The sequence below is a fragment of the Filifactor alocis ATCC 35896 genome (assembly GCF_000163895.2).
In the GTDB taxonomy this organism is placed as follows: domain Bacteria; phylum Bacillota; class Clostridia; order Peptostreptococcales; family Filifactoraceae; genus Filifactor; species Filifactor alocis.
This window is the reverse complement of sequence record NC_016630.1, coordinates 1,894,208-1,909,606: the sequence shown is the minus strand read 5'-3', so window position 1 is coordinate 1,909,606 and position 15,399 is coordinate 1,894,208. Positions and strand designations below refer to the sequence as shown.

At 37.3% G+C, this 15,399-nt stretch carries 12 protein-coding genes; 9 read left to right on the top strand and 3 right to left on the bottom strand.

Going from position 1 to position 15,399, the window contains the following annotated elements:
- Positions 1–3: 3 nt before the first annotated feature.
- The gene (locus HMPREF0389_RS08555) at positions 4–696 is read right to left on the bottom strand and encodes a winged helix-turn-helix domain-containing protein (protein WP_014263227.1); all 693 of its coding nucleotides are present in this window, start codon (positions 694–696) and stop codon (positions 4–6) included.
- A 283-nt stretch (positions 697–979) separates the two neighbouring features.
- Between HMPREF0389_RS08555 and HMPREF0389_RS08550 the strand changes: the two genes are divergently transcribed.
- The 8 genes from HMPREF0389_RS08550 to HMPREF0389_RS08515 all read left to right on the top strand — a co-directional run bounded on the left by HMPREF0389_RS08550 (position 980) and on the right by HMPREF0389_RS08515 (position 10,270).
- Positions 980–1,819, top strand: a complete 840-nt coding sequence (locus HMPREF0389_RS08550; RefSeq protein WP_014263226.1) for a ParA family protein — start codon at positions 980–982, stop codon at positions 1,817–1,819.
- The gene (locus HMPREF0389_RS08545; protein ID WP_041250880.1) at positions 1,800–2,786 is read left to right on the top strand and encodes a ParB/RepB/Spo0J family partition protein; all 987 of its coding nucleotides are present in this window, start codon (positions 1,800–1,802) and stop codon (positions 2,784–2,786) included. The genes HMPREF0389_RS08550 and HMPREF0389_RS08545 overlap by 20 nt, the downstream gene beginning before the upstream one ends.
- 569 nt (positions 2,787–3,355) lie before the next feature.
- Positions 3,356–4,111 (top strand): exodeoxyribonuclease III, encoded by a 756-nt coding sequence (locus HMPREF0389_RS08540; RefSeq protein ID WP_014263224.1) that lies wholly within the window; start codon positions 3,356–3,358, stop codon positions 4,109–4,111.
- 76 nt (positions 4,112–4,187) lie between these two features.
- On the top strand, positions 4,188–4,634 hold the full coding sequence (locus HMPREF0389_RS08535) for a 23S rRNA (pseudouridine(1915)-N(3))-methyltransferase RlmH (RefSeq protein WP_014263223.1): 447 nt from the start codon (positions 4,188–4,190) through the stop codon (positions 4,632–4,634).
- Positions 4,635–5,161: 527 nt separating this feature from the next.
- A complete protein-coding gene (gene trkA / locus HMPREF0389_RS08530) occupies positions 5,162–6,535 on the top strand; it encodes a Trk system potassium transporter TrkA (RefSeq protein WP_014263222.1) in 1,374 nt (457 codons plus the stop codon).
- Positions 6,525–7,967 carry a TrkH family potassium uptake protein gene (locus HMPREF0389_RS08525; protein WP_014263221.1) on the top strand — a complete coding sequence of 481 codons (1,443 nt, stop codon included), beginning with the start codon at positions 6,525–6,527 and terminating at the stop codon, positions 7,965–7,967. The genes trkA and HMPREF0389_RS08525 overlap by 11 nt, the downstream gene beginning before the upstream one ends.
- A gap of 234 nt (positions 7,968–8,201) precedes the next feature.
- Positions 8,202–9,323, top strand: a complete 1,122-nt coding sequence (locus HMPREF0389_RS08520; protein WP_014263220.1) for an amidohydrolase family protein — start codon at positions 8,202–8,204, stop codon at positions 9,321–9,323.
- 467 nt (positions 9,324–9,790) lie between these two features.
- Positions 9,791–10,270: a MarR family winged helix-turn-helix transcriptional regulator gene (locus HMPREF0389_RS08515; RefSeq protein WP_242821716.1), complete on the top strand. Its 480-nt coding sequence runs from the start codon at positions 9,791–9,793 to the stop codon at positions 10,268–10,270.
- Positions 10,271–10,458: 188 nt separating this feature from the next.
- Here the strand turns inward: HMPREF0389_RS08515 and HMPREF0389_RS08510 are convergent, their stop codons facing one another.
- Together HMPREF0389_RS08510 and HMPREF0389_RS09060 are read right to left on the bottom strand one after the other, a co-directional pair.
- The gene (locus tag HMPREF0389_RS08510; RefSeq protein WP_014263218.1) at positions 10,459–11,736 is read right to left on the bottom strand and encodes a hypothetical protein; all 1,278 of its coding nucleotides are present in this window, start codon (positions 11,734–11,736) and stop codon (positions 10,459–10,461) included.
- 861 nt (positions 11,737–12,597) lie between these two features.
- Complete coding sequence (locus tag HMPREF0389_RS09060) at positions 12,598–12,786, bottom strand: hypothetical protein (protein WP_156775270.1); 189 nt, start codon at positions 12,784–12,786, stop codon at positions 12,598–12,600.
- A 266-nt stretch (positions 12,787–13,052) separates the two neighbouring features.
- On the opposite strand from HMPREF0389_RS09060, the gene HMPREF0389_RS08505 reads away from it, so the two are divergent.
- Positions 13,053–15,251: a copper amine oxidase N-terminal domain-containing protein gene (locus HMPREF0389_RS08505; RefSeq protein WP_014263217.1), complete on the top strand. Its 2,199-nt coding sequence runs from the start codon at positions 13,053–13,055 to the stop codon at positions 15,249–15,251.
- Positions 15,252–15,399 lie beyond the last annotated feature (148 nt).

The following is a 15,399-nucleotide window of genomic DNA, read 5'->3' as shown; positions in this document are numbered from 1 at the left end:
GCGTTATTCCCCCTTAAAAAAATATCCGACTCCCCGCTTTGTCAAAATATAAGTAGGGTTAGATGCATCATCTTCCAATTTTTCTCTGAGACGGCGAATGGTTACATCTACCGTACGAATATCCCCGTAGTATTCATATCCCCAAACCTGTTTCAAAAGTTGTTCTCTTGAAAAAACTTGGTTCGGTTGAACAGCTAAAAACTTCAAAAGTTCATACTCACGAACCGTCAACTCCAAAACAGTATCATTTTTGGTAACAGAGTATTTAGAAGTATCAATTACCAAATTTTTGTGTTGAATCAAATCCGACTCCGCAGAGTTGTTGTTCGGCATGGAAGTACGGCGAATATTTGCCTTTACACGAGCAATCAATTCGCGCAAGCTGAACGGTTTTGTGATATAATCATCTGCTCCGAGCTCCAGTCCGAGAATCTTATCTACCTCTTCTTCCTTCGCTGTTACCATAATAATAGGAACAGAAGATTTTTCGCGAATGTGTCTGCAAACATCAAACCCATTCATTGACGGAAGCATAATATCCAACAGAATCAAATCCACATTCTCTTGAATCCCTTTTTGATAGCCGTCAAGACCGTCAAATGCGGTGATAATATCATAACCTTCTCTCTTCAAATTAAACTTCACAATATCAGAGATAGGCTTTTCATCTTCAATAATCAAAATGGTATTTTTCATCATTCATCTCTCCTTCTGAATTTTTGGAAAAGCAACAGCCTTTTTCAGCCAGTTGCAATTCAACCACAGTGGACGATAACATTATTTGTTATAGTGTACAACAAAACAACAAACAATGTCAAAAATTATCAAAGAAAAAGCAAAAGCGAGCAATCGTGAAACAGGGGGGTTGAGAAGAAAATCGGCGTTTTTTGAGGCATTCTTGCTTTTCAATGAGAAACAATAGCATATTGAGACAAGGTGTGATATGATGAAATAGTATATACGAAAAGGAGGAATCGCTATGGCAAAACATTCTGCAAAGAAAAAAACAAAAGTGATTTCCATTGCAAATTCTAAAGGCGGCTCAGGGAAAAGCACCACCGCATCCATGCTGTCCATCGCATTAGGGCAATTAGGATACAAAGTTCTTGCAATCGACTGCGACTCCCAAATGGACTTAACGAATACGATGGGATTTACAGTAGACGAAACATTGACAGAATTCGGCTTGCAATTGATTGATTTCAACAAAACCATCTATCAGGCAATGAAAAATAAAGACGATTTGTCAAACTACATCACTCCCACTCGATACGACAATGTAGACATTGTATCGGGAGATGATTATATCAGCAAAATAGAGTACGATTTGCATCATGAATTCCAGCGCGAATTTCTATTGAAGAAAATCAGTACAGATTTGATTGCCAAGAATGAATACGACTTCATCATCTTCGACACATCAACCTACTTAGGAGATTTGTCCGCAAACATACTGAATGTATGCGATTATGTTATTATACCCGTTCCGATGGCAATGTTCGGAATCAGGGGAATTCGAACCTTCTTGGATTTTTTCAACCAATTTTCAGTCATGAACGAAAAATTGGAAGTGCTCGGTATTTTGACAACACTGTATAAGCCGAGCAACAAAATTATGAATACCAGAGGACAAGGTTTGATTGAAAATGTATTCGGAAAAGATATGTTGTTTCGTACCAAAATCAACTTAGATACCTCTGTTGAAAAAGCACAGTGGAACAGTATTGCCGTACTGGAGTTTTCACCGAAGAGCAAGGCGGCAATGCAATATATGGATTTTGCGAAGGAGGTTGTTAAGCGTGTCAATCAAAAACATTGATTTGGGTTCCAAAATGAATTTCGGAAACACAAGACGGGCAGGATATTCCTTAGCGACACAAAAAGAAAACATTCTTACGGAAGAACAGGAAAACATCGTTCGCATTCAAATTGATAAATTAGAGTCGGCACCTGAAGAATGGAATTTTTATCCGGCGTTGCAAGGAGAAGAGTTCGATCGATTGGTACATTCTATCTTAGTTCATGGATTGTTGCACCCTATCGTAGTACAAAAAAAACAGGACAAGACGATGATTCTGTCAGGGCATAACCGCGTAAGAGCGTATCGTTTTATTCGCAGCAAAATACAAGAGTTGAAGTCTGCACAACAGGAGGAATTGAACGGGGTAGACATCACCCAATTAAATGCAAAAGATTTTGACGAAATCTATGCCATCATCAAAGAAGACTTATCGGAAGAAGACGCAAGAGAAATCATCATTGATGCAAACTATGCTCAGCGACAATTAGGGCAAAAGTTACTGACCAGAAGTATTATAGAAAAATACAAAATCATCCAACAGAAAAGAAAAGAAAACACCGGAGATTACAAAAGCAGAAAGACAAGAGAAATTGTAGCTGAAAGTTTTCAGATGAGCGGCAGACATATCGATCGTTACAGAAAACTGGAAAAACTCAATCCGATTTTGTTGGACTGGTTCTATAAAGGAAAAATTTCTTTAGAAATGGGAGCCAAAATTGCTATGATGAAACCGAATATCCAAGAAGAAATCGCAGAGCATTATCTTCCTTTCATTTTGAAATACCCCGCACAAACACTACAATATTTTAAGGCCGGCATGACCAAAAAAGAACTTGCAGAGATGAAGCAAGAGATTTTGGAAGAAAAAAACATCTGCAAAATTTCTTTTGTGAGAGACGGAGTACATCACAGTGTTACCTTACAAGAAGAAAGTCAAATAGAAGAAATGATATCGTTGCTTAAAACATGGAATATAGAATGTTAAGAGAGTGATTTAAACAGCTGTTTTAAAAAGTGGACGTCATGTCCACTTTTTTAGGTAGAGGGAAATCGGCAATATAAAACAGAAATACAAAACAGAAATACAAAACAGAAATATACCGATAAAACTTATACGTTTAGTTGTTATACTAAAATCCAACGAAGTTTTCATAAATTTGAAAGAAAAGTTCTATCTGATTTTTTCCTGATTGCAACATGCAGAACAGAGTTATCAAGCATTAGAATAGGAACAACACCTTATTTCTATCTCAACTGTTTCTGTTTTGATATAGAACAGCCGTAAATCCGAGTTTGAAAGAAATGCGTTCTTTAACAGTATTCCGCTTGAAATAAAGCAAAACAGGGCGTTGTTATGAAACCGCAAACGGAAACTGAAACAGATAATGGGATAAAATAATAAAATCAGGGTATCTATCAGTACGAACAGTGGATATTTTCAGTAAAAAGAAAACAAGGAATATCAAACAGAAGCGAAAAAACGGAATGTGTTGATAATAAATCAATGCATTCCATACAATTAAAACAGGAAGAACAGAAAAATAAGGAGATCATATGAAACTAATATCATGGAATGTCAATGGAATCAGAGCATGTGTCAAAAAAGGATTTTTAGATTTTTTTAAGGAAACAGATGCCGATATTTTTTGTCTGCAAGAAACCAAGTTGCAAGAAGGACAAATAGAGTTGGAATTGGAAGGATATCATCAGTACTGGAACTATGCCGAACGTAAGGGGTATTCCGGAACAGCAATCTTTACCAAACAAGAGCCTCTTTCTGTAAGTTACGGACTGGGAATTGAAGAACACGATCAGGAAGGTCGTGTTATTACACTGGAGTTTGACAACTTTTATATGGTAACCGTCTATACGCCGAACTCCAAAAATGAACTGTTGCGATTGGATTATCGAATGGTATGGGAAGATGAATTTCGTTCCTATCTCCTTCGATTGAACGAAACCAAACCGGTTATCGTATGTGGAGATTTGAATGTTGCCCATCAGGAAATTGACCTTAAGAATCCGAAAACAAATCAGAAAAATGCCGGATTTACTATAGAAGAAAGAACAAAAATGAGTACCCTTTTGGATTCCGGATTTATTGACACCTTCCGTTTCTTCTATCCCGAATTGGAAGGAGCATATAGTTGGTGGTCCTATCGCTTTAACGCACGCAAAAATAATGCCGGATGGAGAATTGACTACTTCCTGACATCCCAAGAACTGAAAGAAAACCTGAAAGATGCTAAAATTCACAGCGACATTTTAGGCTCCGACCATTGTCCTGTAGAATTGGATATCGAATGGTAAACCGCCTTATGATCCATCCATAAGAAGATTGCAGAACGATATACAAAACCTGTTCGAGAATGAGAGATGAACTGATATGATACAAATGATTGTGGTGGGAGCATTGAAAGAATCCTATTTAAGAGAAGGACAACAATATTTTTTGGATGAAATTTCCAAAAGAGAAGATGTGGAATTGATTGAATTGGAAGATGAAAAGGTTCCTGAAACAGCATCTGAAAAAGAATTGACGATGATTCGTCAGATAGAAGGTCAAAAAATTCTGTCCAAGGTCAACCGATTAAATACTATGATTGCAATGGATATCGACGGAAAAAGTATGACAAAAGACAAATGGAGCAACTTGTTTGAACAACACAGAACTCAAAAAAAAGGGATGACATTTATTATAGGAGGAAGCGTCGGGTTGAGTGATGAAGTCAAACAGAGAGCAAATTTCAGAGTGAGTTTTTCAAGACTCACCTTCCCTCATCAACTCTTTCGATTGATGTTGTTAGAACAAATTGCAGATGCTATCTTGTAGAGAAAGACACTACAAGAAGTATACAACGCAGCAAGACACACTATATATAGTATATATTGCTGCGTTCTTTGCATCATTATACTTTTTGTAAGAATTTTGCATATTTTCATAAACAACTACCAAACAACATTTTAAAATGTAGACATTGCGTAGATTATGAAAAAGAAAACAAAAGTAAGACCCAAAGTAAATGGGAATTAAAATAAACAACTCTTCAAAACAACCCTCGTCCACCACAAAACAAAACTTAAATCAAGCCAAACAACTCTCAAACAATCTCGAAATCAATTTCCATTTCCATTCCTGTTATCAGACGGAAGTTTTTGACAAGATTGAAAAATAGACATTTGTTGCAACTGTTCTATGAAAAAAGATGAATTTCTTGAAAAAATAGTATATAATGAGTGGGAAAATAGTATATAATAAAAGGTATGTTTTTAAAGCAAGAAAAAGAAAACAGGAAACAAAACCTAAAAAACTAAGAAAAAAGAAACAGAAAAAAGTCATATTTTTTCACGGAGGAACTTATGAATATTTTAATTGTTGGAGCCGGAAAAGTAGGAGAAGCTCTTATTGAGAACCTTTCTAAAGAAAAGCATGATATTATCGTTGTTGACGAAAAAATAGAATTAGTAGAAAAGTTGGTAGACACCTACGATATTATAGGAACTGTCGGAAACGGTGCGTCTTACGATGTATTGATTAATGCAAAAATCCAAAAGGCAGATATGCTCATTGCCGTAACCAACTCTGATGAAATCAATATGCTTTGTTGTATTATAGGTAAAAAACTGGGTGTCAAAGATACCATTGCGCGCGTTCGAAATCCCGAATACTCCTTGCAACTTGATTTATTGCAACAAGAGATGGGAATCGACATGGTAATCAATCCGGAATTTGAGGCGGCGAATGATATCTTCCGTATGTTGCAATTTCCGTCTGCGTCCAATGTCGAAAGTTTTGCGAAAGGACGTGTCAATATTGTAGAAGGAAAAGTCAGCGCCAACAGTGATTTGATTGGAGTTTCTTTGACCGAACTTCGCAAATCATCCAAATTGGACATCTTAATCTGCGTTGTAACCAGAGATTCGCAAGTATTGATACCTCGCGGAGATTTTGTGCTGCAGGAAGGGGACGGCATCTATGTTACCGGAACCACGCAACAGCTGATACTGTTCTTCAAACAACAAGGAGTTTACAAAAAAAATGTTCGAGATGTGCTTATGATAGGAGGAGGCAAAATCTCCTACTACTTGGCAAAAAAATTGATAAAACAGGGAATCCAAGTCAAAATTATCGAACGACATGAACGACGATGTTTGGAATTGAGTCAAAAATTAAAAGAGGCGACCATTGTTCATAACGACGGAACACTGCATGAAGTATTGGATGAAGAAAGATTGGCACGATACGATGCGTGTATCACGCTCACAGGAATCGATGAAGAAAATATCGTTACGTCAATCTATGCCGAAAGTCTCGGTGTGCCAAAAATCGTTACCAAAATCAGTAGAATCAACCTTGTGCCGATTATCGAAAAAGTAGGACTTTCAAGCTATATCACACCAAAACACATTATGGCAACACGAATCGTACGCTATGTAAGAGCAAAACAAAACACACAAGGCAGCAATGTAGAACGACTTTATCGAATTGTCAACAACCAAGTGGAAGCGCTTGAATTCTATGTATCAGAGAATTTTCAACAAATCGGAGTCAGTTTGGAAGAGATGAAATTGAAAGAAAACATCTTGATTCCGTTCATCCTGAGAGGAAACACATTGATTTATCCGACGGGAAAAGACATGATCTGTGAACATGACAGAGTAATCGTTGTAACAACACAAAAATATTTGCGTGACTTAAATGATATTTTGGAAGGAAACCACTATGAACTATAAAATGATACGATACCTCATTGGCAAAATGCTTCGGATTGAAGCATTATTACTCCTGATACCGACGCTGGTATCTGTTTATTACAGAGAACCCATTGCCAAAACGATATTTCAGATATGTGTCGGACTGACTGTTCTCGGTTCGATTCTATCCTATGAAGAACCCGACAAATCAGAGTTCTATGCAAAAGAAGGGCTTGTTATCGTAGCGACAACATGGCTCGTGCTATCCTTGTGTGGAGCATTGCCCTTCTATCTAACCGGAGAGATACCAAGCTATATAGACAGCTTTTTTGAAACGGTATCCGGTTTCACCACCACAGGGTCCACCATCTTAACCGATATCGAAGTGATGTCCAAAGGACTTCTCTTTTGGCGAAGTTTCACCCACTGGATTGGAGGAATGGGAGTACTTGTATTTGCCTTTGCCATCTTTTCGCAGAGCAGTGTAAACAGTATGTATATTATGAAAGCGGAAGTGCCGGGACACAAAGTCGGAAAACTCGTTTCCAAAATATCCCTCACAGCACGAATTTTATACGGAATTTATATCCTGTTGACCGTCATCGAAGTAGGATTTTTGTATGCGGGAGGCATGAGCTTTTTCGACTGTTGGATACACGCATTTTCAACAGCCGGAACAGGCGGATTCTCCTCACATAACGCAAGTATCGCCTACTTTGACAGCGTCTATATCGAAACCGTCATAACCGTATTTATGATACTGTTCGGAATCAACTTCCAGCTCTATTACTTTTTACTGCTCAAAAAATTCAAAGATTGTTTCGGAAGCGAAGAACTTCGATACTATCTTCTGATTATTTTGGGTGCAATCATTTTAATCAGTTTCAATATCAGAGCAGTTGCCGGAAGCTGGGGCGAAGCTGTTCGCGGTTCATCCTTCCAGGTAGCAGCCATCATTACCACAACAGGATTTGTCACAAGAGACTATCAGCAGTGGCCGTTCCTGTCACAAGGAATCCTGCTTACCTTGATGTATATCGGCGCCATGTCAGGCTCCACAGGTGGAGGAATCAAAGTATCGCGAATTATCCTTATGATTAAAAATACCGTTATGGGAATCCGAAAAATACAACACCCCAACAGAGTATTTAGTATTCAAATCGAAAACAGCCCCGTACCGACAGGTGTTATGCAGGAGCTACAAGCATATTTCAACCTGTATCTGTGCATCATGGTTATTTCCCTGTTAGTGTTGTTATCACAGGGAATGGATTTACTCAGCACATTCGGAGCGGTTTCCTGTTGTTTGAACAACGTAGGACCCGGACTTGGAGTAGTTGGACCGGTCGATAATTTCAGCAGTTTGACCAACATCAGCAAACTTATCCTGTCATTTGATATGCTTGCCGGAAGATTAGAACTGTTCCCAATGGTCATTATCTTCCTACCGACCACATGGAGAAAAAATTAAATTGTAAAGAAACAACAAAAAACACAAATACTGCCACAAACAACAGATATATGATATAATGATGTAACTTAACAAGGACAAGTCGAAGACAAAGTATGAGTTAAGTGATATCATTCCAAAAAAAGGAATGATAATAAGAACAAAATGAAGTGTAAGATTTCGAATTGATGGTAACACATAGACAAACAGTTAGTGGATAAGCAGAAACGCTAAGTTTGGAGTGAATAGAACGCTATGAAACTATACAGTGACAGAATCGTACTCAAAGACAGATTCGTCGAAGGATATTTAGAGATAAAAGAAGATATCATACAATCCGTTCATATAGGACAAAAACCGGAAACAGACTACATTGATTGTACCGGCAAAATCGTTATGCCCGGATTGATTAACATCCAAAATGATGATTTTATACAAGAAGAATATAGTCCCTACTTCAGTCCGTTTCCAAAACGAAAAGCATTCAGCCAAATCGAACGGCTCAATGTGTTCTCAGGCGTGACCACCATCTACCACTGCATCAACATGAATCGCTTTTTGGAAGAACATAGCGAACAGGAAGCATTGGAAGAACTTCAATTTTTGAAAGATGTCGAACGCAAAAATCATCTTATCGATCATTGTGTCCACCTCAAATTTCAACTGGGCAGCGTACAGCACATCGATTTTATATGGGAGCTGCTCAACGGAAACCTTGTTGATATGATTACCTACGTTTCACAAAACGGACAGGAACGATATCGGGACAAATACTTTTTCCAATATATTAAAGACAAATTTCAAATCAGTGACTCATTTACATGGGCAATCCTAAACCGTATCGAAAAACAGCGTGGACAGATTAAATTGGAAGAGTTGAGCCTTAGACTCAAGTACGTGTACGGAGCCAAAATACCTGTAGCGACAACCGATTATCGAATCTCAAGAGATATCCAAACAAGATATTGTATGAACATACCGATTATATTGGATTCCTTCGAAAAAGAAGCATTAGACTATATTCAACAAAACGACAAACATGCCACCATTGATATCAACAACCTGTGGGATTTGGAACAAATTACCGACTATTCGGCAGGAATCACACGAAGAAGCTACAGCGTAGTGACAGCCAACAAAAAAGTGGAAAACCTGTTAGAATCCATCTTTATTATGGCAGAAGAAATCGGATTGGTCGAAGCAGTGCGCATGGGAACCTACAATCCGGCGCAAGCATTGAATCTAAGACAAAAAGGAGAAATCGCAGAAGGCAAAACAGCAGATCTCATTGTCGTAGAAGAACAAGACCATATACCGGTCAATGTGATGACCGTCAGCAACGGTCAAATTATTTTGAATATGAACTTGAAAAAATAAACAAATGTATCTATTAAGCAAGAGAACAGTAATGTAAGGAAGTAACAACAGCATCATCATGGAATAGACAACATAAGAGAGCAACCCTACTATCCGTGCAAACCGAAAAAATTTATCATATAAAGTCATTTTTACAGAATCATTTCAAACAAGCACTTAACGAAATTTCTTTTCCGTTAATCAGCTTTCAAACCGAACAGACAGGAAAGAACGCCATAGCACCTATAATATCAAGCAAAATCATACCAATTACACAAAAATAAAGATATTATATAAAATATCGGAACACACTTGTATTTTAAGCAAAAAGTAGTATAGTATGAGTAAGGGGTTTTGAGTCACAATAAGACAGATAGCAGAGAATGGATGAAGACAACCTCACCTCTACTGACAGATGCAAGTGAACAAAATTAACTTTCCTTATGGATATTTTGAAACAAAAGAACAACAGTAAAGAAAAGGGGAGAATGAATATGGTAGGAGAAGGGTTAAGTCAAGTATATTATCGATTCAAATTAAATTTTTATCGAAAAGTATTTTATTCATTACAGAAGAAAGAAGACACACTGACCACAATCGAGACATTTTTCGTAGAGTTGATTTATGCATTAGATCATCCTACAGTAAACGAAGTATCTCGGTTCACGGGAGTGTCTCAACCGAATGTAGCCTACAAAGTAGGAAATCTTGTCAAAAAAGGATTCGTTAAAAAGATACCGTCTGAAATCGACAAGAGAAAAATTCATTTGGAAGTAACAGACAAATTCAAACAATACTACGGAGTCAACTACGAATATTTGGAAGTAGTATCCGATCGGATTGCAAAACGATTCCCAAAAGAAGATGTAGAAAAATTGGAAGAAATGTTGAACATTATTTCCAACGAATTGATGGACGAGGTAAACGACCAATTGGAAAGAAAACCTTGTGTAGAACCATATCGTTAAAGAAAACAAAAAACAAAAAAACACTCTGAATAAGCCTCTCCCAATCGTGAAAGTTGAGATTTCACATAAGAGCCGGTTTATCACAGAGTGTTTTATTTTATTGCCAAAAATTTGCAAATCGACAAGCTTATCCGTACAGTCCCCAAATTGACAAATAGACACTTATTCGATTTGCTTCTCCGTCCCTATCAAATCGTAAAAATAGTATCCCCCAACACAAAAAAATCCCTTGCAATCGAAATAATCTCATTTTCATTCGTGATATCCACCAACTTGATATACTCCTGCAAATGATGAAGCTTCGATTGACATTGAATAATCAAAATCTCATTCGCCAACTCCACAAACTCCTCCGAATCGTACAATCCCGGATGCTTTTGATAACGAACAAGCGTCTTGTTGCGAAGCAGCGATACAATCTCAATGCAGCCCTCCGATTGTATCACCTTAAACAACCCGTGATGATTCACAACAACCTTATTCGGATACCGTTCCTTCGCCACCACGCGAGTGTTCAGCGATTTTTTGTTCAACTCCACAATCACCTCATGACCCATCATCATTCTGGACATAAAATCATTCTTCCTTTGCAGAACAAAATCATACACCCGCTGTCTGTAATAAAAAGCCGTCGAATTTTCTCCGATAAGACGAACCGAACCGTCCATAAAAATACCGTCCAAAGTTTGATACGAAAGAGACTCCCTACCCGACTTCACCTCATCTAAGAACAACTCAAAATCCATGATAAGAATCGAATTTTGATGCACAAAATCCTCCGTCAAACCCTTCGGAACCTCAATGGCAAGCTCCAAATCACGAGAAGTCAGCAGCTCAAACTGTTCCTCCTCCGAAAGATAACACTCCTCCACAAGCAAAAAACGCCCCTTTTCACTGTCAAACACCGACTTCTCTCCGAATGTCATACACAAAACCGAATCCTTCACCGAATAGTATGCTTGCTCAGACACATCCACCAAATAGACCAACTCCGAGCCGGCACTGTTACGAGAAGTCTCAGCCAAACGAAAAAAGAAAAATCCCTCCGATAGCAGCTCCATTCCAAGATAATCAAACTCAGAGACACCGTACGAAAACGAAACCACCAAGAGTTGTTTGCGACTTTCCAAATCAATCTCATAGAAAGACAAAATCACCTCATCATTCACCTGACTGACCAAAGAATAGTAGATACGATTATGTTTTGACATCTTTTCAATATCCGACAAAGTGAACGGAATCTCCATATCAAACAAAAAAGGATTGTCCACCTGAGGACCCACATCAATACGAACCATCTCATGCGACTCAAGAGAAAATTCAAAAATCCCCTCCGTCCACTCCTGTTCCACAGAAGAAGCAACCTTCTCCAAATAAATAAAATCCCCATAAGTTTTGAACGGGCGATATGTAATTTTAGGAATCTCCTGTTGCTGATTCAACTGATTCAAATTCACAATCTTCATTCCGCTACTCCCATATATCCAATACAAACTTCATCTTATATCACATTCAAATTCAACACAAAGCTTCCTTATATAGCTTCCATAATATAGTATAATAAGCAAAAAAATATAATAAGCAAGGCAATTTAGGCAAATCCGAAGACAGCATTCATCATCGACACCTGCTCTCAGTGAGATACCATTATACCACACAAAATGCAAAATATCACAGAAACAACAAAACTTCCGAAAAACATCATTCACAAACGATCAAGACATGATTCATAAATCATCAACAACATATCACAATTGTAAAAAAAGTGTGGAAACATAAAACATCGAAAAATGCAAAACACATCAAAAATACATCAAAAATCAATAAAAACCTTATCCGAAATACGCAACAAACAACATCCTCAATCATCGTTCAATCACTAAAATCCGTGGATAAGTCCTCCTGCTCTCCATAGACAATTCACCTGATGAACCATATCACACCGACCTGTATCAAATGATACAACTGTTGCAAAATACATAATTACAGAAGAACAACATCGTTATTACAAAAAGAGCAAATCGTTGTTTCTCTATCCTGTATCCTTGTCCTGTCCTTTTATAGTATCGGCGAACAGAGAATCAAACTCCGGACTTTCGTTTTGCAACTCTATCATCTCATTACCTGTGTAACAGAGGAACAACAAAATTGAAATGATTTTGTAATAGACAATTTGATAAAAATAGTGTAGTATATAGCTATAAATTTCATCGGAGATAGATTATTGTCAGATATAATCAGTATGATTGTCATTGCACAAATGCCATCAAGATCATATATGATTATAAGATATATGATTCGTGCGGCGACACATCATATAACAGATTCTATTTCACAATGCTGTTTTCAATGGGATTTAGCTTTTCACTTCTGTAAGAACTCAAGCTGCAGGGCACAAGAGACAAGATACTATATTCTCCATCAAATATAGAGTTCGAATCCTTGTTTGTCGGTTGCAAGATTTCTGCAGAGCGTTGATGGCAGATGGAGTGCATTACAGTTGTATTACATTTCACATCAAACTGTTTCTCTTTTTGATAAGAGATGATAGGATAAGGTTGTTGATAAAGAATCGGTGCATCGCACGAAGTTCCAATTTCGACAACTCAAATCTCATAGTCCGGTACGAAAGCGTGCAGGTCTCCATAAAGAAGATTTTCCGGAAGAGACTGTTGGAAATTATGAGATAAACGAGATGTAATTCGGCATAATGTACCGAACATGGGAGAAAGGACCATTTTCCTTTCAAAAATTATATTATATTATATTAGGAGGAATTACTATGAAGAAAAAACTTTCTTTAGCAGTAGCCGGTTTAATGGCATTAACATTAGCACCGGTAAACTCAGCATTTGCATATGAAGATCACTACAGCAGTCCGCAAATTGTTGAGAATAGTGAAGATGGAACAGCTACTTTTCAGGCAATTATTGATGTAAAGCCCGAAGATGTTGCCGGTTTAAAAACAGGAACAGTTGCAGTTAGATTATTAGGCGACGATGTTGAATTAACCGATGTTGCAGCAAGTCTTTCTATTGAATGTGTTGGCACAGGAGCAATCACAGGTTGGAATCCAGCAGATTTTGACGGAAAAACTCAAGCATATGCTAACTTCACAACAGCGCCTGTTGCAGGAGATAAAATTACTATCAAAGGTAAAGTGAAATTTGATAATGCTGCTGATGGAGATTACAAGGTTGAATACGACTTATCAGATATCGGTCTTGGAAGAACAGAAAAAGTGTACGCAAAGGTAAAAGACAATGATGGAGACTTTACAAGAGTAACTGAGTCCGCAAAAAAAGTAGGACGCGGGGAAGATCAAGTGTTAGCTTCTTTTGAAATAAAACAACCTCGTATACTTGGTGCAAATGAAGAAGCTAGAATTACAGTAACATTGCCGTCTGATGATTTTGGCTGGGATAAGGATGGCGCAACTAAAACAACAGTAACACCTAATCATGCAATTACCTTTAATAAAAGAAAAGCTACATTCAACATGACTTCTACTAAGGTAAGCTTCAATCCTATTATTACTGTAGATAAAGATGCTCCTAAAGGAGATATTGAACTTGATGTAAAGAAAGAAATTGTGGACACAAAAGGGACTGCCGATACTGCAGATGATGTGCTGATTAGTAGCAAGACAGACACTATTAAAGTCGGAGAATATGTTGACCATGAAATCAAAATGGAATTGGTAAAATCTCTAAAAGAAGAATTAGCTAACGGAGATACCTACAAAGTAGAAGTAAAAGTTACAACTACAGACAAAGATACACTTCCAAAATATATTGATTTTGAATCAGAAGGTGCTGATGTAAAAGTTACCGGTAGCAGTGAATTTACTGGAAAATCTAAAGATGACTTTGATGATGAATTCACATGGAACAATCCTACTCCTGCAAAGAAAGAAGTTAAAGTAAAATTGGAAGTGAAACCTGATTGGGATGCAAAGGGAGATGTAGTTCTTACTGCAAAACCAAGAGGTTATGAGGGATTAAAAGTAACAATCCTTAAAGTAACTCCTGTTGCTCAAATGAAAGTGGAAGAAAAAGAAGTACTTGGCGGAGATGCTAAAGTTGCTGTAAATGATGTCGTAATTACAGAAACAAAAGCCGGAGCATTCAAATCCGGAACAAGATTTGGTGTTAGCTTAACAGGATTGAAATTCGAAGATGCAAAATTTGATACAAAAGGTACTATTGAAGCAGAAGGAATCAATATCAAAGATTACAAATTAGATAAAGATGACAAAACATTGTACTTCACAATCAACGGACGTTCTAAAAAAGATGCTCCTGCTAAGATTACATTGAAAGATGTACAAGTAGTATCTAACCGTGCATTACCGTTCGGAACACACAAATTAACATTTGTAAATGTTGATACAGAAGAAACAAAGAAAGATGATATCAAAAAAGGAACAAACTATATGTATGAATCTAAAAAAGCATATGAATTGTCCGATATCAATGCAGAAAACTTTATCAAAGTAGTTGACAAAGTAAGCAAAGTGAAAAAGACAACAATCTTCACATTAGGTTCTGCTGACTATACAGTAGAAGGCGTAGCTATGAAATTGGATGCACCTGTATTCACACAAGATAACTACACAATGTTACCTGTTAGAGCAATCGCTGATGCATTGGGAGTAGAAGTTGTTTGGAACCAAGAAAACTTAACAGCTACATTCATCGATGGAGACATCGTAGTATCTGTTACACAAAATGCAAAAATTCTTTACAAAAACGGAAACCAATATCCAATGGCAACAAAAGCTACAGTAACAGCTGACAGAATGTTCATTCCTGTTTCTTCTGTAGGAGATGCATTCGGATTAACAAGAGATTATGATTACACTTATAGTCAAGCTACAAAACAAGTAACAATTTATCCTAAAAAAGAAACTATGAAAGCTGAAGAAAAAAAGGCTGAAGAAGTAAAACCTGAAGAAAAGAAAGCTGAAGAAACAAAATAAGTGAAAGCTTAGTTTGATACAACAGCGGATATACTAAGGCGGTGCAAACCGAAGAAGTATATACCGAAACAGGTGAAACTGAACAGTATAGACTGAAACAGGATAAACCAAAAGAGAGAAGAGCAATCTTCTCTCTTTTTACATATAT

Coding starts and splice junctions, on each gene's coding strand:
- HMPREF0389_RS08555 (WP_014263227.1), bottom strand. CDS start 696: ATGAAAAATACCATTTTGATTATTGAAGATGAAAAGCCTATCTCTGAT.
- HMPREF0389_RS08550 (WP_014263226.1), top strand. CDS start 980: ATGGCAAAACATTCTGCAAAGAAAAAAACAAAAGTGATTTCCATTGCA.
- HMPREF0389_RS08540 (WP_014263224.1), top strand. CDS start 3,356: ATGAAACTAATATCATGGAATGTCAATGGAATCAGAGCATGTGTCAAA.
- HMPREF0389_RS08535 (WP_014263223.1), top strand. CDS start 4,188: ATGATACAAATGATTGTGGTGGGAGCATTGAAAGAATCCTATTTAAGA.
- trkA (WP_014263222.1), top strand. CDS start 5,162: ATGAATATTTTAATTGTTGGAGCCGGAAAAGTAGGAGAAGCTCTTATT.
- HMPREF0389_RS08525 (WP_014263221.1), top strand. CDS start 6,525: ATGAACTATAAAATGATACGATACCTCATTGGCAAAATGCTTCGGATT.
- HMPREF0389_RS08520 (WP_014263220.1), top strand. CDS start 8,202: ATGAAACTATACAGTGACAGAATCGTACTCAAAGACAGATTCGTCGAA.
- HMPREF0389_RS08515 (WP_242821716.1), top strand. CDS start 9,791: ATGAATATGGTAGGAGAAGGGTTAAGTCAAGTATATTATCGATTCAAA.
- HMPREF0389_RS08510 (WP_014263218.1), bottom strand. CDS start 11,736: ATGAAGATTGTGAATTTGAATCAGTTGAATCAGCAACAGGAGATTCCT.
- HMPREF0389_RS08505 (WP_014263217.1), top strand. CDS start 13,053: ATGAAGAAAAAACTTTCTTTAGCAGTAGCCGGTTTAATGGCATTAACA.